The following is a 21,463-nucleotide window of genomic DNA, read 5'->3' as shown; positions in this document are numbered from 1 at the left end:
CATAGGTCAACATTTTTTTAACAATCAAGCACAATTATATCTCTCGCCAGCAGAATGATTTTCACGTTTACTATGAACCACCTTTTTATTTCCACCGTGAGGGATTATGCGTTTCCGCCAGTTGTTACCGCTTTTTGGCGCGCTGTTTGCGTTGTATATCATTTGGGGCTCGACCTATTTTGTCATTCGGATTGGCGTTGAAAGCTGGCCACCGTTAATGATGGCGGGGGTGCGATTTTTGGCAGCAGGTCTTTTATTGATGGCATTTTTACTGCTGCGTGGGCACAAATTGCCGCCGCTACGTCCCCTGCTCAACGCCGCGCTTATTGGCCTGTTACTGCTGGCTGTCGGTAACGGTATGGTGACGGTTGCCGAACATCAAAACGTCCCTTCCGGCATTGCCGCCGTGGTGGTGGCAACGGTGCCACTGTTTACTCTTTGCTTCAGCCGCCTGTTTGGCATTAAAACGCGCAAACTGGAATGGGTGGGTATCGCCATTGGGCTTGCCGGGATCATCATGCTCAATAGTGGCGGTAATTTAAGCGGTAACCCGTGGGGTGCAATGCTGATTTTAATCGGCTCAATTAGCTGGGCGTTTGGGTCGGTTTATGGCTCGCGCATTACCTTGCCGGTAGGGATGATGGCAGGCGCCATTGAGATGCTGGCAGCAGGCGTAGTGTTAATGGTTGCGTCGATGATTGCGGGTGAAAAACTGACAGCAGTCCCTTCGCTTTCTGGTTTCCTTGCAGTCGGCTATCTGACGCTGTTTGGCTCGATTATCGCCATCAACGCTTATATGTATTTAATCCGCAATGTCAGTCCGGCTCTGGCCACCAGCTACGCCTATGTTAATCCCGTGGTCGCGGTATTGCTGGGTACGGGTCTGGGCGGCGAAACGCTGTCGAAGATTGAATGGCTGGCGCTAGGAGTGATTGTTTTCGCCGTGGTGCTGGTCACGTTGGGGAAATATCTCTTCCCGGCAAAACCCGTTGTCGCTCCCGTCATTCAGGATGCATCAAGCGAGTAAATGAATCCCCAGAGTGTCGATCTGCGCGCTGGCGCCCTCGCCGCAGATCCACTCTTCCAGACGCTCGGTAAGTGCCGCGTCCGTTAATTTCTCCCGCCCGCGTAACGCACATTCCCAGACAATCAACACACGCCAGCCGAGTTCCTGCAAACGACTGATATCGCGCCGATCGCGCTCGACATTTTTACCAATCTTCTCCAGCCAAAAATCTGTTCGCGTGGCGGGGACGTTAAACAGATAGCAATGGTGATGGTGCCAGAAGCAACCGTGGGCAAATATCACACAGCGAAATTCATCAAGGACAAAATCCGGACGTCCGGGAAGACTGGCTTCCTGAACACGAAACGCCAGCCCCTGCTCAGTTAACAGGCTGGCGAGACGTTTCTCGATTGCCGTATCGCGCGTGGCAATCGCGCGCATATTTTTGCTGCGCGTGGCCTTATCGTGAACGTCGGCCATGTTGTGTTTCTCGCTGACGCAACGCCACCGCTTGTCTGATTTTTGGCTCGAGCAGTTTTGCCACCGCGGCAAAAACCGGTACTACCACCGAATTACCGAACTGACGATAGGCTTGCGTATCAGAAACCGGTATACGGAATTTCGCTTCTCCCGGCGCTTCAAAACCCATCAGGCGCGCGCATTCACGAGGCGTTAATCTGCGTGGGCGATGTTGCTGATTCTGCGGATCGTCAAAGTCTTTCTCACCTGTCGCCATATCCCAGCCGCGATCGATTAAGATTTCCGCGCCGTCTTTATAATAACGGGCAGAAAGCGTGCGCGTGACACTTTGCGGATTGTGCGGATAAACCATCCCATAACCGAAGCCGTTACCGCGCGCCTGATGCTTTTTCGCATAGCGATAGAGATACTTCCATAGCACCGGCGTCAGGATATATTTCGCTTCGACCATCGGGTCCAGCAACTGCGCCAGCGTCACTCGCTGCACCGGGAAACAATCGCTAATATCACGCAGGGTGAAATCTTCTTTCAGATTAAGATCGCGACGGAAGCCCACCAGCACGATGCGCTCACGGTGCTGCGGTAGAAAATGTTTGCCATCGATGATTTTCGGATCGTCCGGGCCGTTATCTTCTGCGTCGGCAACGTCATAGCCCAGTTCGTCCAGCGTCTGCATGATGATGCGAAACGTTTTACCCTGGTCGTGGCTTTTCAGGTTCTTAACGTTTTCGAGCACAAAAATCGCCGGACGACGAGCGTCGATGATGCGCACCACATCAAAGAACAACGTCCCCTGGGTATCGCAGGCAAAACCGTGCGCCCGCCCAAGCGAGTTCTTTTTCGATACGCCAGCCAGTGAAAACGGCTGGCAAGGAAAACCGGCCAGTAAAACATCGTGTTCAGGAATGTGCTGACGGATATGTTCCGCCGCCGCATCATCACTTACGCCCTCTTTATGGCTCAGGGTAATGTCGCGGATATCTTCATTAAAATGATGAGTCGCCGGGTCGCAATAATGGTTGGCTTTATAGGTGCGCACCGCATGTTTATTCCATTCACTGGTAAATACGCACTGACCGCCAATTGACTCAAAACCGCGACGGATACCACCAATCCCGGCAAAGAGATCGATAAAGCGAAACGCATAATGCGGATGATGTGCTGGCGGTTTGGGTAGCAACGTTTGCAGGTGGGCGAACTCATTTTCACTTAAACGGTGCCATACCGAATCATTCGCCAGCGCACGTTTTAAAATCGCCGCGCTCCAGTGGTTCTCACCCACACCATTAAGTTGCGCCACCAGCGTTTTAACATCATAAATTTGCAGCAGTTTCTCCAGCATTGCCTGTGCGGCATTCCCGGTGCTGTATGAATCGGTTACTGAAATATTTTCCTGCATAGATTTAACCGGCCATATGAGATGGCCGACAGGTTAACATAATTACATCGGTTTAGGGCCACGCGCGCAGTCAGCTGGCGAAAACGCATCAATCACGTTGTGATCGATACCTTCATTCTCCCCCGCCAGTTCAGCACTAAGTTTGGCCATAAACTCCACCAGAAAACGGGCGTTGTGTTGCGCCAGTTGTTTACCTTTTGTGGTTTGCATCATTTGAGGTAGTTTTAGCAGCTTGGTCTGGAAGTGGTCCAGCGCGTAACGTTTATCATCGAGCGGGCGATGCTGCGCGAACGGATCTTCGCCATCAAACAGCGCCACACCCAACGCGCCTGAAACCGCAAACACGCGCGCCAGGCCAATCGCGCCTAATGCTTCCATCCGGTCCGCATCCTGCACGATTCTAGCTTCCGCCGTTAAGGGCGTAATTTGCGCACTGAAACTGTGTGCGGCAATAGCATGACAAACGGGCTCTATTTTCTCCGCTGGAAATTGCGCAAACTCTTCACATAGCAGGCGACGCGTCTCTTCTGCTGCCAGCATTGAAGATTGCTGCCGTTGCGGATGATTTTTCGCCAGACTCACGATATCGTGAAAATAACAGGCGGTTAAAATCACCAGCATGTCCACGTCTTCATCGACCGCCAGTTTTTGTGCCGTCGCCCAAACGCGGCGAAAGTGACACAGGTCATGGGCCGCGTCCTGATACTGATGATGGCTCTTCAACCAGTTCTCGAATTGTGCCTGCCAGTGTTGTAAGTCCATATGCGCTCCGCTGCCAAAGAGTCGCAACCTTAGCAGTTTTTACTCATAGCGTCTGCTACGTACGGGGCGAGGTCGCGTGTACCAGGCAATGCCGCCTAACAACGCCCCGACCATGGCCATAAACAAAAACCCCACTAACGCGCCTAACCACTTTCCCGCAGTTGAACCTAAATCACTTTCAAATCCAGACACGGGGGCATCGGGGATGCGGCTCATTACCCAGATGTAACGCGCCATTACCCAGACAAAATAACCACACCAGGTATAGAAAGCCCATAAAGCCAGTTTGCCGCCAGGGCTACGAGAGAGTCTTTCTTCCATTGCTGTCGAACCATACTCCATTTTGAGATAACCCGGAAAATTCAGACTTATACTGTTATGTGATAAAAGTCACATTTTTCCACATCGGTCGAGCCAGTCAAGTCTCACTCATTTTTTGAACAAATATATGAATCTTAACCACTGACATTATGTGCAGAAAAAACAAGTCGGAAGGCATTTGTTTATTGTTTGGGCATAATTGATTAATTCATATTTTGAATATATTGGCATTGAATACAATTATACCTTTTTTGTTTTCTGTGTCATGATGACTACGTTATTAGCCTTTTATCGTCTTGTTTATATTTTTTGGGCCGGCATGATGCCGGCTTTTTTTATGCGTTCATTAATGTGCAGTAGATCACACTCAGTCTTTAGTTCAACAATCATTGATGCAATCCATCCTTCCAAAAGAACAATAACCAATTGATATACAAATATAAATATGATGAATGCTTATGTCTGAAATTCATAATTATGAATTATATTAAATAGAATAGAAACATTTTGAAATCTTTTAAATACATTTGTTACATGTAATCTTTAAAATAAAATGAACTTCATAGAATAGTATCCAAATGTGCTTTTTTTTGGATAACGGCACTTATTGATATATTCATGAAGATTATAATCACAAGGGAATACATAATGAAAAGAAAAGTTCTGGCAATGCTGGTCCCGGCGTTATTAGTTGCTGGCGCAGCAAATGCGGCTGAAATTTATAATAAGAATGGCAATAAAGTTGATTTCTACGGCAAGATGGTTGGTGAGCGCATCTGGTCGAACACTGATGATAATAACAGCGAAAACGAAGATACCTCCTATGCTCGTTTTGGCGTTAAAGGTGAAACTCAAATCAACAGTGAACTGACTGGTTTTGGTCAGTTTGAATACAACCTTGACGCCAGCAAGCCTGAAGGTACTAACCAAGAAAAAACTCGTTTAACCTTCGCTGGTTTGAAATATAACGGACTTGGATCTTTCGATTACGGTCGTAACTACGGTGTTGCCTATGATGCCGCAGCTTATACCGATATGTTAGTTGAATGGGGTGGCGATTCCTGGGCTTCCGCTGACAACTTCATGAACGGTCGTACCAACGGTGTTGCAACCTACCGTAACTCTGATTTCTTTGGTCTGGTTGACGGTCTGAATTTTGCTGTTCAATATCAAGGTAAGAACAGCAATCGTGGCGTTACTAAACAAAACGGTGATGGCTATGCGTTGTCTGTAGACTACAACATCGAAGGTTTTGGTTTTGTAGGTACATATAGCAAATCTGATCGTACTAATGAACAAGCTGGTGACGGCTACGGTGATAACGCTGAAGTGTGGTCATTAGCAGCCAAGTATGATGCAAATAATATCTATGCAGCAATGATGTACGGTGAAACCCGCAACATGACCGTTTTGGCTAATGATCGTTTTGCAAATAAAACCCAAAACTTTGAAGCTGTTGTACAGTATCAGTTCGACTTCGGTTTACGTCCGTCTTTAGGCTACGTATTTTCCAAAGGCAAAGATCTTTATGCTCGTGATGGACATAAAGGTGTTGATGCTGACCGCGTAAATTATATCGAAGTTGGTACCTGGTACTACTTCAATAAGAACATGAACGTTTATACAGCATACAAATTTAACCTGCTGGATAAAGATGATGCAGCGATTACCGATGCCGCAACTGATGACCAGTTTGCAGTTGGTATTGTCTACCAGTTCTAATCAGCCAACGCGCCGCGGCACGTAACTGTAAATATAATATCGGCCTGAGTTCGTCCCTCATCGAACTCAGGCTTTTTTATATCCCACATCAAATCACCAACAGCGGCACGCTAAACTGCCGTAGCATGTCGATAAACCCTAATTCCTGCGTAGCTCCCAGCACAATAACATCAGCCAGTTGTTGTTCAGCAAGTTCCTTTATCCCTTCCGGAAGAGTGCCGAAATGAACATATGTATGAATAAATCCTTCAGGCAAAACCAGTTGTTCTGCTATATGAGCTAAACGGCACACAGCCTGCCCACGTAGACCTTCTTTAAAACGATGCATATCAGAAATATACCCACGCTCGAGAACTCTTAAATATTCCGGTATAAAGCCAAGTAAGTGAACATGTCCAGAAGAAACATTGGCGAAAAATTGCGCGTGCAAAAACGCTTGCTCTCTATCATCCCGAGAAAAAATATTCACCGGAATAACAATATTTCGGTACATAGGTATTCCCTGAAAAAATTCAATATAATCAACTGCACTTGAATTATTAGTGCATATTTCTAATACTATATTTAAGTCGTTTTTTTTGGAAAAGTTATCGTTGCTGCCCCACTTTAGTCTCCAGGCCATTCCCTCTGACAATTTGTGCAAAGAGTACATCTGATGACAAGTAATTAATCATATCTGTCATCAGTTAAACCTTAATCTGGATCATCATTCTTTCGCGATAATCTCTCGTGCCAGACAGTTTTACGATTATTTTTTTGCTAATAATCTCATTTTCTTAACTTACACTCTCATAGCATGGCCCGGCGAGATTCTTCGCTTCAGCATTTACCTGTTTTAAGCAGGCCTCAGGCGAATCCTCCTATTGTAGGCACATCTGGCGCCGCTCTAAACTTCACGTGAGCACAAAAAATCACCACAATTAAAAATTGTGCTACCGTGAATCAATATCCTGATTTCTGAAAAATAGACTAAAATAAATTAACACCAATTACGACCACTTTACGCAATAAGGAGAAATCGGCATGATTAATATTCGACACAAGTGCAGCATAATCATCGCACATTCCCCCTTGCATACCGCTTTCGATATATTGACTCCAATTTACCACCTGGTTAAAAATAGCAACCAGCTCAGTCGCGAATATAGTGACTAACCTACATAAGTAACAACAAGGAATACACTATGACTGTTCAACAAAGTAAGAATCCGCAAATCGATATGGCTGAAGATAATGCTTTCTTCCCGTCAGAATATTCGTTAGGCCAATATACCAGCCCGATTTCTGATCTTGATGGGGTAGACTATCCAAAATCGTATAGCGGAAAGCAAAAAATTCTGGTAATCGCCGCCGATGAACGCTATTTGCCAACTGATAATGGTAAGCTCTTCTCAACAGGAAACCATCCGATTGAAACGTTGCTGCCGTTATATCATCTGCATGCTGCTGGTTTCGAGTTCGAGGTTGCGACGCTTTCTGGCCTGATGACAAAATTTGAATATTGGGCTATGCCGCGTAAAGATGAAAAAGTGATGCCATTCTTTGAGCAGCACAAATCTCTGTTCCGCAATCCGAAAAAATTGGCAGATGTTGTCGCCAGCCTCAACGCAGACAGCGAGTACGCAGCAATCTTTGTTCCTGGCGGTCACGGTGCACTCATTGGTTTACCAGAAAGCAAAGACGTGGCTGCCGCTCTGCGGTGGGCAATCGAAAATGACCGTTTTGTTATCTCCCTTTGCCACGGTCCGGCAGCCTTTCTGGCGCTTCGCCACGGCGATAACCCATTAAATGGTTATTCAATTTGCGCATTCCCTGACGCTGCAGACAAACAAACACCAGAGATTGGCTACATGCCGGGTCATCTGACCTGGTACTTTGGTGAAGAACTGAAGAAAATGGGCATGAACATCGTCAATGATGATATTACCGGCCGGGTACACAAAGATCGTAAACTTTTAACCGGTGACAGTCCTTTCGCAGCAAATGCGTTAGGCAAACTGGCAGCACAGGAGATGCTGGCCGCATACGTAGGTTAATCGGCTGACACTTACTGTGGAATAAAAGTGGGGGTAACTCTCCCCCACTTAACAAACATGAAAACGACCACCTCCAATTACTGACGTTTTAACGCTTCCCTTCACTTTATGCACCCCAGACTGAAGAATGCGACACAAGCTGTTTTTAAACAAAATGATAATTCTCGAAAATAATTAACACATAAACAATAAATATATAACATATTCCACGTTATTATTTATCGATTTTAGAAATCAATCATTTCTGTTAAACTTCACCACGTTTTAACCAGAATGGAAGCGAGGTTGGAAATGTCATTTGTATCATTTTTCAGACGTATTGCATTTGCGTATTATGATTATCGCTGCAAAAATACTGATATTGCTAAAAGTGAATTCGTAGTTATTCACATTCCCGATCAAATTGGGGATGCAATGGCTATTTACCCAATAATCCGATCGCTTGAAATGCATAAAATAAAACACTTATTAATTGTCACATCAACAATTAATAAATCTGTTTTTGATGCACTTCATCTGGAACAAACAAAATTAACATTGGTCACTATGACAATGCAGGATCATGCCAGTATTAAAGAAATAAAAAAATTAGCAAAAAACATCAATGAACAATATGGAACTCCTGATCTTTGTATTGAAGCAATGCGCAAGAAAAACCTGAAGACGATGATATTTATTAGCCATTTACGAGCCAATACAAATTTACAGGTTGTGGGTTTAACAATGAAATGTTATTCACCGATATGTAAGTCAGCGTCGAAAATGGATCAGTCACTACGCGCCCCAGTACCGCTGACATGGGCCTTCATGATGCGAGAAGTAGGATTTCCGGCGCCCCCGCCCATATTTGAATTGCCCCTCAGCGAAATAGTGCTAAAAGAAGTACGTTGTGAGATGCATTCATTAGGTTCATATATTGCTCTTAATTTAGAAGGTAGCGTGCAAGCGAGAACATTTTCACTAACAATGGCACAAAAAATCATCGAGATGATTAAAATACAATCAGACATGCCAATTGTCATTGTTCATGGTCCGAAAGGTTCGGAAACAGCCCTGGAACTAACCCGGCATTTTGATAACGTTTATCATTTGTCGTTATCACCTTCAATAATGCGGTCTGCAGCAATCATAAGAGCTGCCTTCCTTGCAATAACGCCAGACACATCTATTTTACACATGGCAAGTGCTTATAATGTTCCTGTCATCGCCGTGTATGCTGATTATAAGACTCGCTGGCCTGCCATGGCCGACATTTCAGAGACGATTGTGGTAGGAAAGGCTATTGATCATCTAAATTTGGATGAATTCAGCAATACGCTGAAAAGGATTATCGCGAAAATTTCAGTCACAGCGTAATGAAAGCTCTAACAAAAATTCAAACACTAAAGCACGTTTGCAGAAAAGCAAAAAGCCTGCTCGAAAGCAGGCTTTTTTGAATTTGGCTCCTCTGACTGGACTCGAACCAGTGACATACGGATTAACAGTCCGCCGTTCTACCGACTGAACTACAGAGGAATCGTGAGAACGAGGCGAATATTACTTAGCAGCGCAGCGAGTGTCAACAATAAAATTCGTAAGTCATTTCAATCGGTTAATTAAGCAACAAAATTTATATTTAATGAACATTTGGTACTGAATTGGTGTCTCGCCCATTGGCATTTCGTAGCCGTTGTAATGGATCCTGCTTATAAAATTGGCAGAAACGTTGCCACAGCGAGGGGAAGCGTGGCGCAAAAAGTTCCGGTGCACTAAAAAAGTATTCGGAAAGTACGGCAAAACATTCTGCAGGGTCACTGGCAGCATAAGCATCGATGCTGGAGGCATTTTCGCCCACTAACTCAATTTCTTCCTGAATGTTATCCATCGCCGCATGAAGATCGTGTTCCCATCCAGCGACTTCACGCAAAGAAATGAAGGGAACCCCACTGGCGCGATCGCCATTTCGTGTATCCAGCTTATGTGCAACTTCGTGGATAATCAGATTAAAGCCCGAGGCATCGAAAGAATCTTGTATATCGAGCCAGTTCAGCACGATTGGGCCTTGCTGCCAGCTTTGTCCTGATTGAACGATACGTTGATTATGCACCAGCCCTATATCGTCTTCCCATTCATCGTCTACCACAAATGGCGCAGGGTAAATTAGCACTTCATGAAAACCATCCAACCATTCCAGTCCAAGCTCCAGAACAGGCAAGCAGAAAAGTAAGGCGATGCGACTACTTTTCAATGCATCAAGTTCAAATCCTTGTAGCGGGACCAGTCTTTTTTGCTGTAAAAAACGTTCGGCAAGAGTGACTAGTTTGCTTTGCTCCTGCTCTGTCAGACATGTCAAAAGAGGTATCGCCAGAGCTTCCTTCCATGGCAGCGTATCTTCATGATCTGTTTCTTGTACTTTCCAGGGCCACTTAATCATCGTTTTGCTCGCAAACTCGTCACTTGAACAAAATTGCACGGACAGGGACTGTTAAAATGCCAAATTTCCTGGCATCATGGCAACCATCTGAACGGAGAGATGCCGGAGCGGCTGAACGGACCGGTCTCGAAAACCGGAGTAGGGGCAACTCTACCGGGGGTTCAAATCCCCCTCTCTCCGCCAATCATTCAAGCAATTAGCTCGCCTGGTGTCAGTGACACAAATCCCATTAGGAAAATTCAAAAAACCCCATCAGAGATAAATAGCATCAGCCAAGCATGCTTTGCGGCTTTAGCATTCACATTTTTCTGTTCAACGCGGTTGTAATATGCAACTGAACCTAAAATTATGTTTCGTTTCCAGCATATTACCGTTACCCTCTCCCGGCCCTTCATCCTCAGTTCCTGGCATAAAAACATTTGCAGATGCTTTCTGTCGCGTTAGTCTCATAAGGTTCGTTTATAGATCGACGGCAATGTGAGTTACCTTTTCCATACTAATTATAAAAAGACAGTACAAACAGGATCACTATGGACTCCACGCTCATCTCCACGCGTCCCGATGAAGGAACGCTTTCGTTAAGTCGCGCCCGACGCGCTGCGTTAGGCAGTTTCGCGGGTGCCGTCGTCGACTGGTATGATTTTTTACTCTATGGCATTACTGCCGCATTGGTGTTTAATCGCGAGTTTTTCCCGCAGGTAAGCCCGGCAATGGGAACGCTCGCTGCATTTGCTACCTTTGGTGTCGGTTTCCTTTTTCGTCCGCTCGGTGGTGTCATTTTCGGCCATTTCGGCGACCGACTGGGGCGTAAACGCATGTTGATGCTTACCGTCTGGATGATGGGCATCGCCACAGCATTGATCGGCATTCTCCCTTCGTTTTCAACTATTGGCTGGTGGGCTCCAATTTTGCTTGTGATGCTGCGAGCTATTCAGGGATTTGCTGTTGGCGGAGAATGGGGAGGCGCTGCGTTGCTGTCCGTTGAGAGCGCGCCAAAAAACAAAAAAGCCTTTTACAGTAGCGGCGTGCAGGTTGGTTACGGAGTAGGTCTACTCCTTTCAACCGGACTGGTTTCATTGATCAGTATGACGACAACTGACGAGCAATTTTTGAGCTGGGGTTGGCGCATTCCTTTCCTGTTTAGCATCGTACTGGTGCTGGGTGCATTGTGGGTGCGCAATGGCATGGAGGAGTCCGCTGAATTTGAACAACAGCAGCATAATCAAGCGGCGGTGCAAAAACGCATCCCGGTTATCGAAGCTCTGTTACGACATCCCGGTGCTTTCCTTAAGATTATTGCACTGCGACTGTGCGAGTTGCTGACGATGTATATCGTTACCGCCTTTGCACTTAACTATTCGACCCAGAATATGGGGCTGCCGCGCGAATTATTCCTCAATATTGGTTTGCTGGTGGGTGGATTAAGCTGCCTGACAATTCCCTGTTTTGCCTGGCTTGCCGATCGTTTTGGTCGCCGTAGGGTTTATATCAGCGGCGCAATAATCGGAACGTTAAGCGCATTTCCTTTTTTTATAGCGCTTGAGGCACAGTCCATTTTCTGGATCGTTTTCTTCTCCATTATGCTGGCGAACATTGCGCATGACATGGTGGTTTGCGTGCAACAGCCGATGTTCACCGAGATGTTTGGTGCCAGTTATCGCTACAGCGGCGCTGGCGTCGGATATCAGGTTGCCAGCGTGGTAGGCGGTGGATTTACACCTTTTATTGCTGCTGCTCTGATTACTTATTTTGCAGGAGACTGGCATAGCGTCGCCATTTATTTGCTGGCTGGCTGCCTGATTTCCGCAATAACCGCTTTGTTGATGAAAGACAATCAACACGATTGATAGCCTGGCGAAGATCGTCCGATCTTCGCCTTACACTTTTGTTTCACATTCCTGTGACATACTATCGGAAATGCGGTAATTGCATGGAACAGGAGACACACATGAATAATAAGGGCTCCGGTCTGACCCCAGCTCAGGCACTGGATAAACTTGACGCGCTGTATGAAAAATCTGTAGTCGCTTTACGCAACGCCATTGGCAGATATATTAAAAGTGGCGAACTGCCTGATGAAAACGCCCGAAAACACGGTCTTTTTGTCTATCCATCGCTGACCGTGACCTGGGACGGTAGCGCAACAAACCCTCCCAAAACACGCGCGTTTGGTCGTTTTACTCACGCTGGCAGCTACACGACTACCATCACCCGCCCTGCTCTCTTTCGTTCATATCTTAATGAACAATTAACTCTGCTGTACCAGGATTATGGTGCACATATTTCCGTGCAACCGTCAGAGCATGAAATTCCTTATCCCTATGTCATCGACGGCTCAGAGCTGACGCTTGATCGCTCAATGAGTGCCGGATTAACTCGTTATTTCCCGACAACCGAACTGGCACAAATTGGCGATGAAACGGCAGACGGCATTTATCATCCAACGGAATTCTCCCCGCTATCGCATTTTGATGCACGTCGGGTAGATTTTTCCCTCGCACGGTTACGCCATTATACGGGTACGCCAGTCGAACATTTTCAGCCGTTCGTCTTGTTTACCAACTACACACGTTATGTGGATGAATTCGTACGTTGGGGGTGCAGCCAGATCCTAGATCCTCATAGCCCCTACATTGCCCTTTCTTGTGCTGGCGGGAACTGGATCACCGCTGAAACCGAAGCACCGGAAGAAGCAATTTCCGACCTCGCATGGAAAAAACACCAGATGCCCGCATGGCATTTAATCACTACCGATGGTCAGGGTATTACTCTGGTTAATATTGGCGTGGGGCCGTCAAATGCCAAAACTATCTGCGATCATCTGGCGGTGCTACGCCCTGATGTCTGGTTGATGATTGGTCACTGCGGAGGATTACGTGAAAGCCAGGCTATTGGAGATTACGTACTTGCGCATGCTTATTTACGCGATGACCACGTTCTTGATGCGGTTCTGCCGCCCGATATTCCTATTCCGAGCATTGCTGAAGTACAACGTGCACTTTATGACGCCACCAAACTCGTCAGCGGCAGGCCGGGTGAGGAAGTTAAACAGCGGCTACGCACTGGAACTGTAGTAACCACAGATGACAGGAACTGGGAATTACGTTACTCAGCTTCTGCACTTCGTTTTAACTTAAGCCGGGCCGTAGCAATTGATATGGAAAGTGCCACCATTGCCGCGCAAGGATATCGTTTCCGCGTACCATACGGGACGCTACTGTGTGTTTCAGATAAACCGTTGCATGGTGAGATTAAACTTCCCGGTCAGGCTAACCGTTTTTATGAAGGCGCAATTTCCGAGCACCTGCAAATTGGCATTCGGGCGATAGACTTGCTGCGCGCAGAAGGCGACCGACTGCATTCGCGTAAACTGCGGACCTTTAATGAACCACCGTTCCGATAATGAGTTCAGATCCTTTGCGTCAGGGAAAGATGTGAAGGATTTGATTAAGTAACAAAGCAAAAAGCCCGCTATAAAAGCGGGCTTTTCAGAAATTTGGCTCCTCTGACTGGACTCGAACCAGTGACATACGGATTAACAGTCCGCCGTTCTACCGACTGAACTACAGAGGAATCGCGAGAACGGGGCGAATATTAACGATGCCCATCCACAATGTCAAAGCCTGTTTTTTAATTTTGAATTCGTTTGCTGAAATAATCTGCGCTTTGTCGTTTATTCCGACACATCTGGCTTTTTTTCATACTATTTATGCTCAGGACGAGGGTATTTCCATAACCATCGCCCTGTCACCATTCGCCAGTAAAACAGCACCGCCCGCACGGCCCAGTCGGCAAACATCCCCATCCAAACGCCAACCACGCCCCAGCCAAGCATAATTCCCAGCACATAACCGACTACCACCCGGCATCCCCACATGCTCAGCATAGAAACCCACATGGCGTAGCGAGCATCTCGAGCACCTTTAAAACCAGCAGGTAGTACCCAGGAGGCGGACCAAATCGGCATAAATAAAGCATTCAACCAAATCAGAATCACAACGACATGTTTAACCTGCGGATCCTGGGTATAAAACGACGCCATAATCCCGGCAAAGGGGGCTGTTAACCAGGCTATTGCCGTTAATCCAATAGTGGACAGCCAGAAAACATGCCTCAATTGAATTTCTGCTTGTGCTATCTGCCCTACCCCCAACCTTCGACCCGTAATGATTGTAGAAGCAGATCCAAGTGCACTTCCTGGTAAATTGATAAGAGCTGCAATCGAAAAAGCGATAAAATTCCCGGCAATAACACTCGTCCCCATCCCGGCAACGAACATTTGTGTTAATAACCGGCCACTGGTAAATAATACGGATTCCACACTTGCAGGAATACCAATCCCCATGACTTCCCAGATAATGCTGAAATTCAATGGCTTAAAATAGCTTTTTAACGAGATCCGTAGCGCAGGATTAAAACCAATCGCCAGAACCCACAAAATGGCGACTGCGCCAATATAACGGGAAATAGTTAATCCCAGTCCTGCCCCGACAAACCCTAACCCCTGCCAGGAGAAAAGACCGTAAATCAATATGCCGCTAATGATGATATTAAGGATATTCAAACTACCATTTATAAGAAGCGGTATTTTCGTATTCCCTGCGCCGCGAAGTGCTCCGCTGCCAATCAAGGTGATTGCCGCCGCAGGATAACTGATGACTGTCAGCTCCAGATAAGTCCGCGCCAGTGCTTTTACCTCCGGCGTGGCCTCACCTGCAACAAAATCGATAATTTGCTCACCAAAATGATGAATAAGCGCTGCCAACAGCACGGCAAACAATGTCATGATCACTAATGACTGCCGTGTCGCTACCCTCGCTCGCCGTCGATCACGCTTACCGAGACTAAATGCCACAACGACTGTAGTACCAAGGTCGATAGCTGCAAAAAAAGCCATAATGACCATATTAAAACTGTCCGCCAACCCAACGCCTGCCATCGCATCTTTTCCCAGCCAACTGACCAGAAACGTGCTCAGTACGCCCATCAACAGGACACAGGCATTCTCCATAAAGATAGGAACAGCAAGCGGGGTTATCTCACGCCAGAACAACACCTTGTAGCTCTTACGTTTTGCGTGCCAGCGAGTGCCGTGAACAAACTGGCGTAAAGCTGAGGAGATATTCAAAACTGACCTTAATTGCAGAAAGTGAAACCACATTTCAAATAATGAGGGAGAATCAGCAAAGCTGCAAAGATTTTCGCCAGCAAATTGTCTGCAAATGCAACAAACTGTTGATAGAAACGGCAAACGGTTGAGAAATTTAAAAATCAGGTTTGACAAAAGATTTTTCGCCGTTAAGATGTGCCTCAACAGCGATTCCTCTGTAGTTCAGTCGGTAGAACGGCGGACTGTTAATCCGTATGTCACTGGTTCGAGTCCAGTCAGAGGAGCCAAATTTCTGAAAAGCCCGCTTTATAGCGGGCTTTTTGCTATATCTGATAATCAATTTCCTCTTCACTATTTTCCATCACCTGTCGCTTAATATCCTCAACCGACAGTCCTGCATTGCACAGTTCCAGAAAACGCCAGACGTAGTTACGCTGTAATTGTCCTCGTTTTAGTCCCAACCAGACGGTATTAGCATCGAAAAGATGGCGCGTTTCCAGACGGATTAAATTCTCTTCCTCTTGTTCGCCACTGGATTGTTCGGCGACTAATCCAATCCCCAGGCCAAGGGCTACGTAGGTTTTGATAACATCAGAATCCTGCGCACTCAATACAATATCTGCCAGCAAACCTTTGCGGACAAATGCGTCATCAATCCGCGAGCGACCAGTAATCCCCTGTCGGTAAGTGATCAACGGCCACTTCGCTATTGATTCCAGCGTCAATGGCGTAATTTTTGTTAAGGGATGATTATCTGGGACGAGCAAACTATGATGCCAACGAAACCATGGGAAGGCGACGAGTTGCGGATCATTGCTCAGACGCTCACTGGCGATGCCAATATCGGCCCCGCCATTTTGCAGCAACGTCGCAATTTCCTGTGGTGTTCCCTGGATAAGCTCAAGCCGCACTTCCGGGAAAAGTTCGCGAAAGGCTTTAATGACCTTTGGCAAGCTGTAGCGTGCCTGAGTATGCGTCGTTGCGATAGTGAGAACGCCAGATGTATTGTTGGTAAAGAGATCGGCAAGTCGACGAACATTACTGGCTTCATTCAGAATGCGTTCTGCAATTACCAGCAATGCTTTGCCCGGTTCAGTCATACCAAGCAGTCGTTTTCCCCGACGAACGAATATTTCTATACCAAGCTCATCCTCCAGCTCTCGAATATGACGGCTGACACCTGACTGTGAGGTAAAAAGCATATTCGCAACCTCTGTCAGGTTGTAATCCTGACGTGCAGCCTCGCGGATTATCTTTAGTTGTTGGAAATTCACGGTAAACTCCGGGCAGATCAGACATTCCGCTATTGTTAAAGTCTAACGCCCGGCATAACAAATAATAAAAACCCGCATCTTATTCCATCCAGATATAACGTTTAGCTAACCAATTGCCATTGTCTTTTTTCCTTGACTGGGGGAGTGATCACTGACAATAACAGCTCTTTCACTGCTTGTGCCTGTGGCGACAGTTTTGCTCTGGCAGGTAAATTTAATGACAAAGAGAGACTCATTGACGGTGTGGTAATACGTGACATCCATCCGTTAACTGCGTCACATAACGAGCGCGCGGCTGATTCGGGTAACACTGCAACCCCCATGCCGCTGGCAATCGCTGCGGTAAGCGTGGCGATAGACTCAATTTCACCGATGACTTTTGCCGTGAGTCGCCGTAAAGAAAAAGCCTCATCAACGCGGAGTCTTACGGCACTGTAATCGCTGGGAAGAAAGAGATTCATTTGCGCTATAGCATTAACATCAACGCTTTGCCCTGGAAAATCCTGAGTTCCGACAAGAAAAAGATCTTCTTTTAACAAAGCCTGGCTGGATACGCCTGCCACAGGGGAATGCTCGTAAATTACCGCCATATCAAGCTGGCTATTTATAAGTTTATCGTTAAGAACAGCGCCGCTGTTTTCATGTAGATAGATAATCACTTCCGGAAATTCGGCTCGTACCGCCTGTAATAAGGGCATGGTGATAGACGACGCGGCAGTTCCTGGCGCAAAGCCAATTGAGACTTGACCCGATAATGTCTGACCTACGTTATGAACTGCCAGTTGGGCCTGTTCACACTGACGTAAAATTGCCCGCGCATGGGTATAGAGAATTTTTCCGGCGTCTGTTGGAGTAACGCCACGTTTAGTGCGAATCAAAAGTTGTTGATCCAGCTCGCCTTCCAGTGTGGCGACCTGCTGACTGAGCGCAGGCTGCGCGATATGTAACACTTCAGCAGCCTGGGTCAGGCTACCAATGTCTACAATTTTTACGAAGTATTTCAGGCGTCTGAAGTTCATGTTGCCTCCGGTTTTTAAGAATCGGCCCAAGTGCCGGTATTACTCACAACCAGATTGCAAGATGCTTGCCAGTTTAAGTTTGGCACTAATGCGAAAGCTAATCGCCTGTCAAATAAGAGATTATGATTGTTTTGTCCTTTCGTCTGGGTTACAGAACGAGCGTTCATTGCCCCATAAAAGGATGGCATGCACTACAATGGAACATTACAAAAAGATTGAATGTTCATCGCTTTGTCGAAATTGCCAGCAAACGAACAAAAAAATGCATTTCCCCCTTTGACATCGCGGAACGCTGCCATTAATATGCGCCCCGTTCACACGATTCCTCTGTAGTTCAGTCGGTAGAACGGCGGACTGTTAATCCGTATGTCACTGGTTCGAGTCCAGTCAGAGGAGCCAAATTCAAAGAAGCCTGCTTTCGAGCAGGCTTTTTGCTTTCTACGTAACAACTATTTTAAAACATCTGCCTCGCCCCAGAATTAACTTGCACAGGCATTCCCGATCGACGCTGCAAAGCTGCGTTTGCGCGATTTACATCAACTTCTTGTCCATTGATAAATGCCTGCAATGAAGGCGTTACCGGCAATGGCACTTTTCTGTCGGACTCATATTCCGCCCGATTACGCGATAACGGTTCATGAACTTCCAGCCACTTTGAGCCATCCAGTTCCGTTGTGTATTTCACCGGCTGATCGATAATTTGCACGCGCGTCCCGACTGGAACATTATCGAACAAATACTTTATGTCATCATTGCGCAGACGAATACAGCCCTGACTCACCCGTAAGCCAATGCCAAAATTGGCATTAGTGCCGTGGATGGCATAAAGCCGACCAATATAGATGGCATAAAGCCCCATAGGATTATCGGGACCCGCAGGGACAAATGCGGGCAGGCTCTCCCCTCGTTTTGCATATTCACGGCGAGTATTAGGGGTCGGTGTCCAGGTTGGTGCTTCTTGTTTGCGTTCAACGGCCGTCACCCAATTGCGCGGTGTTTCGCGCCCGGCCTGACCGATACCGATAGGAAAGACCTCCACAGTATTACTGTCTGGCGGGTAGTAATAAAGACGCATCTCAGCGACGTTAACCACAATCCCTTTACGAACAGTGGCGGGCAAAATCAGTTGCTGCGGAATGGTGAGTTGCGAGCCAGACTTCGGCAAGAAAACATCAGCGCCCGGATTCGCTTCCAGTATATTACTCAGACCTTGCCCATACTGTGCAGCAAAGGTTTCCAGCGGCTGGGTATTGTGATCAGGAACCGTTATTGTCAGTGGTTGCCCGACTAAACGGCTACCCTCTGGAGGGAGTGGATAAGTTACCGCCAGACTATTATGGCTGGCAAAAAGCAGAACAAATGAACAAAGAATATTTACACGACGCATCATGTCCCTTTCCTAAGTCGCGAAAGCTATCCGATAATTATAGCTTTTATCTGACTTTTCGTTTTTAACTGTTCAATTCAGAAGTCGTCTTCCCCGGTAGAACAATATTACTGGCGGCAAGTTCTCCCATGTTGCTGTATATCGCGCAGGCGGCTTCGATGATGGGCATCGCCAGCGCTGCGCCACTCCCCTCACCTAAACGCATTTCCATATTGAGATAAGGCTCCAGCCCCAAATGTGACAGCGCTATACGCGCCCCTTTTTCTGCCGACAGGTGAGAAGGAATGAGATACGGTTTGATTGCAGGACACATCCGGCAGGCGGCAAGTGCAGCGGCGTAAGAAAGAAATCCATCCAGCAACACGGGTAAACCGCAGGAAGCGGCACCTAACATTACGCCAGCCATTCCGACCAAATCAAACCCACCGACTTTGGCCAGCACATCAATACCATCCAGTGGATTCGGTTGATTCAATGTTATTGCCCGACGAACAACATCAACTTTATGCGCCAGTTTATCTGTCGGCAGGTTTGCGCCAATACCGACCACTTCTTCAGGATCGCGTCCAGTAATCGCACTGACTATCGCCGCTGCCGGTGTGGTATTTGCCATCCCCAGTTCACCCACACCAAACAGCGTGACGCCATTTCTCGCTAACTCGCGCGTATATTGTATGACGTCCAAAAGCAACTCTTCAGCCTGACAGGGGCTCATTGCCGGACCCGAGGCAATATTACCGCTACCTCGTGCGACACGCATGTTAATAAGCCCAGGGATAGGCTCAACGCTATCAATCCCAACATCAATCACGTGAACTTTAGCGCCCGCTTGTGCTGCCAGCACACACACACCAGTTGTTCCACGTGTCATATTTTCAGCCTGGATGGCTGTCACTGCTTTCGGAGAAATAGCGACACCTTCATCCCAGACACCATGATCGGCACACATAACCAGCACTGCTTTTTGGCCCACATGAGGCACACCATTCAGTCCCGGCATTCCTGCCAGTTGTACGGCAAGCGCCTCCAGTCTTCCCAGACTACCGACAGGTTTGAGTAACCCATCAATATACCGTTGGGTACGCGACATAGCAGCAGGATCGATGGCAGGGATCGTATTCAATAATTCGGCGAGTGTTTGCATGTAGCGTCTCTTCGGTAATCAGTCTTATAGCAGTGCCAGCAGGAAGACCAGTTCACCAAGTTCTATGGCTGCTCCTAGCGTATCGCCGGTTTGCCCGCCCAGAGTCCGTTTGAGAAGCTGGCCGAGGATGAAAATCGCCACCATCGTCACCACCATAGCAGCCACACCATGCATACCCGGCAATAATACGGCAGCAAAAATAGCGGCTAAACCGAGGGTGACACAGGTTTGTCGCCCGTCAATTTTGCCAATGAACACATTACCAAGCCCTTCTTCCCGGGCATAACAATGACGATACATCAACAATGCGGCAGTCCCACGGCTAACCGCACATGCAGCCGCCAGCGATGCAAGGATCGGTTCGCCACGCAGTGCCAACTCGCTTAGCACCAGAATCTTTGCCAGAACCACAAAAATCAGCGCCAGACCACCGTGGGTACCCAAACGGCTATCACGCATGATTTCCAACATGCGATCGCGGCTACGTGCAGAAAATACGCCATCACAGGTATCTGCGAGGCCGTCCAGGTGGAATCCCCCTGTCATCAGCGCCAGCACCAGCACGCTAAACAGTGCCGCCAGCGGTATGCCACACCATGCCTGCAACGCCATGAAGACCAGTCCACTAATGGCGCCAAGCAATAAACCAATTAAGGGAAAAGCAATGATACCGCGAGAATAATGCTCGAAATCCAGCCCCTGGGACCAACGACGCGGTACAGGCAGACGCGTAATAAAAGAGAGCATCGCCCAAAATAATTTACTCATTTGATTTTTACTCCAATACCCGAAACCACCAGCCATACTTCATCTGCCGCAGCGGCCAGCTGCTGATTTACCCGCCCGGCAATATCACGAAAATGTCGCGCCAGACGATTCTCCGGCACAATCCCCATGCCCACTTCATTGGTCACTAATACGACCTTTGCAGTACAACGTTGACAGGCGGCAATCAACGACTGAATCTCACCGTTAATCGCCTGCTCCATCGCGTCATAATCCCATTTTTCAGGATCTTTATCGCCGCTATATTCAAACAAAAGATTAGTCACCATTGTTGTAATGCATTCCAGCAATACGGCAGCCTGCGGGTTAATGTCTGCGTTAATTAACTCATCAAGATTTTGCCAGCGTTCCACCGTGTGCCAGTGCGCCGGGCGGCCTTGCCGATGGTGTTCAATCCGTGCGGCCATCTCATCATCAAAAATTTGCGAAGTAGCGATATACAGGACCTGTGGAGTGTCCCCAATAAGCGCCTCGGCGTGCCGGCTCTTCCCGCTCCGTGCGCCCCCCGTCACCAAAATCATCATACGGACTCCCGGTTCAATTGTATGATGGTATTCATTGACCAGAGCAATGGATGTTCCACTGTTACTGACCGTAATAACAT

19 protein-coding genes and 5 tRNA genes are annotated in these 21,463 nt (G+C 47.3%); 9 read left to right on the top strand and 15 right to left on the bottom strand.

Features of this window, described 5'->3' with window-relative positions; all coding sequences use genetic code 11:
- Positions 1-106: 106 nt before the first annotated feature.
- A complete protein-coding gene (gene yedA / locus AACS80_RS13855) occupies positions 107-1,027 on the top strand; it encodes a drug/metabolite exporter YedA (RefSeq protein WP_135410105.1) in 921 nt (306 codons plus the stop codon).
- On the opposite strand, the gene vsr is transcribed toward yedA, so the two are convergent.
- Genes vsr through drpB form a run of 4 tightly spaced genes read right to left on the bottom strand, consistent with a single transcriptional unit; the run spans position 1,016 to position 3,968 of the window.
- Positions 1,016-1,486 carry a VSPR family DNA mismatch endonuclease gene (gene vsr / locus AACS80_RS13850; protein WP_130259948.1) on the bottom strand — a complete coding sequence of 157 codons (471 nt, stop codon included), beginning with the start codon at positions 1,484-1,486 and terminating at the stop codon, positions 1,016-1,018. The genes yedA and vsr overlap by 12 nt on opposite strands.
- A complete protein-coding gene (dcm, locus tag AACS80_RS13845) occupies positions 1,467-2,885 on the bottom strand; it encodes a DNA-cytosine methyltransferase (protein ID WP_135410106.1) in 1,419 nt (472 codons plus the stop codon). Before dcm ends, vsr begins: the two co-directional genes overlap by 20 nt.
- A 42-nt stretch (positions 2,886-2,927) precedes the next feature.
- Positions 2,928-3,647, bottom strand: coding sequence for a phosphohydrolase (locus AACS80_RS13840; protein ID WP_135410107.1), 720 nt, complete (start codon positions 3,645-3,647; stop codon positions 2,928-2,930).
- A 39-nt stretch (positions 3,648-3,686) separates the two neighbouring features.
- Positions 3,687-3,968, bottom strand: coding sequence for a cell division protein DrpB (drpB, locus tag AACS80_RS13835; protein WP_246769576.1), 282 nt, complete (start codon positions 3,966-3,968; stop codon positions 3,687-3,689).
- A gap of 648 nt (positions 3,969-4,616) precedes the next feature.
- On the opposite strand from drpB, the gene AACS80_RS13830 reads away from it, so the two are divergent.
- A complete protein-coding gene (locus AACS80_RS13830; RefSeq protein ID WP_135410108.1) occupies positions 4,617-5,690 on the top strand; it encodes a porin in 1,074 nt (357 codons plus the stop codon).
- 88 nt (positions 5,691-5,778) lie between these two features.
- Here AACS80_RS13830 and AACS80_RS13825 read toward each other — a convergent pair whose 3' ends face one another.
- A complete protein-coding gene (locus AACS80_RS13825) occupies positions 5,779-6,183 on the bottom strand; it encodes a universal stress protein (protein WP_135410109.1) in 405 nt (134 codons plus the stop codon).
- A gap of 691 nt (positions 6,184-6,874) precedes the next feature.
- On the opposite strand from AACS80_RS13825, the gene hchA reads away from it, so the two are divergent.
- On the top strand, positions 6,875-7,726 hold the full coding sequence (gene hchA / locus AACS80_RS13820) for a glyoxalase III HchA (RefSeq protein WP_131161099.1): 852 nt from the start codon (positions 6,875-6,877) through the stop codon (positions 7,724-7,726).
- A 291-nt stretch (positions 7,727-8,017) separates the two neighbouring features.
- The gene (locus AACS80_RS13815) at positions 8,018-9,082 is read left to right on the top strand and encodes a glycosyltransferase family 9 protein (RefSeq protein ID WP_138183847.1); all 1,065 of its coding nucleotides are present in this window, start codon (positions 8,018-8,020) and stop codon (positions 9,080-9,082) included.
- Positions 9,083-9,165: 83 nt separating this feature from the next.
- On the opposite strand, the gene AACS80_RS13810 is transcribed toward AACS80_RS13815, so the two are convergent.
- Positions 9,166-9,241: transfer RNA gene (locus AACS80_RS13810), tRNA-Asn, on the bottom strand.
- Between the two features lie 100 nt (positions 9,242-9,341).
- Positions 9,342-10,139, bottom strand: a complete 798-nt coding sequence (gene mtfA / locus AACS80_RS13805; protein WP_130259958.1) for a DgsA anti-repressor MtfA — start codon at positions 10,137-10,139, stop codon at positions 9,342-9,344.
- 93 nt (positions 10,140-10,232) lie between these two features.
- Here mtfA and AACS80_RS13800 point away from each other — a divergent pair.
- The 3 genes from AACS80_RS13800 to amn all read left to right on the top strand — a co-directional run bounded on the left by AACS80_RS13800 (position 10,233) and on the right by amn (position 13,542).
- Positions 10,233-10,322: transfer RNA gene (locus tag AACS80_RS13800), tRNA-Ser, on the top strand.
- A gap of 347 nt (positions 10,323-10,669) precedes the next feature.
- Positions 10,670-11,986 (top strand): shikimate transporter, encoded by a 1,317-nt coding sequence (gene shiA / locus AACS80_RS13795; RefSeq protein WP_135410110.1) that lies wholly within the window; start codon positions 10,670-10,672, stop codon positions 11,984-11,986.
- A 101-nt stretch (positions 11,987-12,087) separates the two neighbouring features.
- Positions 12,088-13,542, top strand: a complete 1,455-nt coding sequence (gene amn / locus AACS80_RS13790; RefSeq protein WP_135407118.1) for an AMP nucleosidase — start codon at positions 12,088-12,090, stop codon at positions 13,540-13,542.
- Positions 13,543-13,636: 94 nt separating this feature from the next.
- Here amn and AACS80_RS13785 read toward each other — a convergent pair.
- Both AACS80_RS13785 and yeeO read right to left on the bottom strand, forming a co-directional pair.
- Positions 13,637-13,712: transfer RNA gene (locus AACS80_RS13785), tRNA-Asn, on the bottom strand.
- A gap of 130 nt (positions 13,713-13,842) precedes the next feature.
- Entirely contained in the window at positions 13,843-15,300 is a 1,458-nt protein-coding gene (yeeO, locus tag AACS80_RS13780; RefSeq protein WP_339374555.1) for a toxic metabolite efflux MATE transporter YeeO, read from the bottom strand.
- Between the two features lie 160 nt (positions 15,301-15,460).
- Here yeeO and AACS80_RS13775 point away from each other — a divergent pair.
- Positions 15,461-15,536, top strand: a tRNA-Asn gene (locus AACS80_RS13775).
- 36 nt (positions 15,537-15,572) lie between these two features.
- On the opposite strand, the gene cbl is transcribed toward AACS80_RS13775, so the two are convergent.
- Both cbl and nac read right to left on the bottom strand, forming a co-directional pair.
- A complete protein-coding gene (gene cbl / locus AACS80_RS13770; RefSeq protein ID WP_130208637.1) occupies positions 15,573-16,523 on the bottom strand; it encodes an HTH-type transcriptional regulator Cbl in 951 nt (316 codons plus the stop codon).
- 101 nt (positions 16,524-16,624) lie between these two features.
- The gene (gene nac, locus AACS80_RS13765) at positions 16,625-17,542 is read right to left on the bottom strand and encodes a nitrogen assimilation transcriptional regulator NAC (protein ID WP_135410112.1); all 918 of its coding nucleotides are present in this window, start codon (positions 17,540-17,542) and stop codon (positions 16,625-16,627) included.
- Positions 17,543-17,865: 323 nt separating this feature from the next.
- Between nac and AACS80_RS13760 the strand changes: the two genes are divergently transcribed.
- Positions 17,866-17,941, top strand: a tRNA-Asn gene (locus tag AACS80_RS13760).
- 55 nt (positions 17,942-17,996) lie between these two features.
- Here the strand turns inward: AACS80_RS13760 and ldtA are convergent.
- From ldtA to cobU, 4 genes are all read right to left on the bottom strand, one after another.
- Positions 17,997-18,932, bottom strand: a complete 936-nt coding sequence (ldtA, locus tag AACS80_RS13755) for a L,D-transpeptidase (protein ID WP_135410113.1) — start codon at positions 18,930-18,932, stop codon at positions 17,997-17,999.
- A 61-nt stretch (positions 18,933-18,993) separates the two neighbouring features.
- On the bottom strand, positions 18,994-20,073 hold the full coding sequence (gene cobT, locus AACS80_RS13750; RefSeq protein WP_135410114.1) for a nicotinate-nucleotide--dimethylbenzimidazole phosphoribosyltransferase: 1,080 nt from the start codon (positions 20,071-20,073) through the stop codon (positions 18,994-18,996).
- Positions 20,074-20,097: 24 nt separating this feature from the next.
- Entirely contained in the window at positions 20,098-20,841 is a 744-nt protein-coding gene (gene cobS, locus AACS80_RS13745; RefSeq protein WP_135410115.1) for an adenosylcobinamide-GDP ribazoletransferase, read from the bottom strand.
- Positions 20,838-21,383 (bottom strand): bifunctional adenosylcobinamide kinase/adenosylcobinamide-phosphate guanylyltransferase, encoded by a 546-nt coding sequence (gene cobU / locus AACS80_RS13740; protein WP_131161076.1) that lies wholly within the window; start codon positions 21,381-21,383, stop codon positions 20,838-20,840. The genes cobS and cobU overlap by 4 nt, the downstream gene beginning before the upstream one ends.
- Positions 21,384-21,463 lie beyond the last annotated feature (80 nt).

Source organism: Escherichia sp. E4385 (genome assembly GCF_963883145.1).
Lineage (GTDB): Bacteria > Pseudomonadota > Gammaproteobacteria > Enterobacterales > Enterobacteriaceae > Escherichia.
Note: the sequence above shows the minus strand (reverse complement) of the source record. Positions and strands in the feature narration are given on the sequence as shown.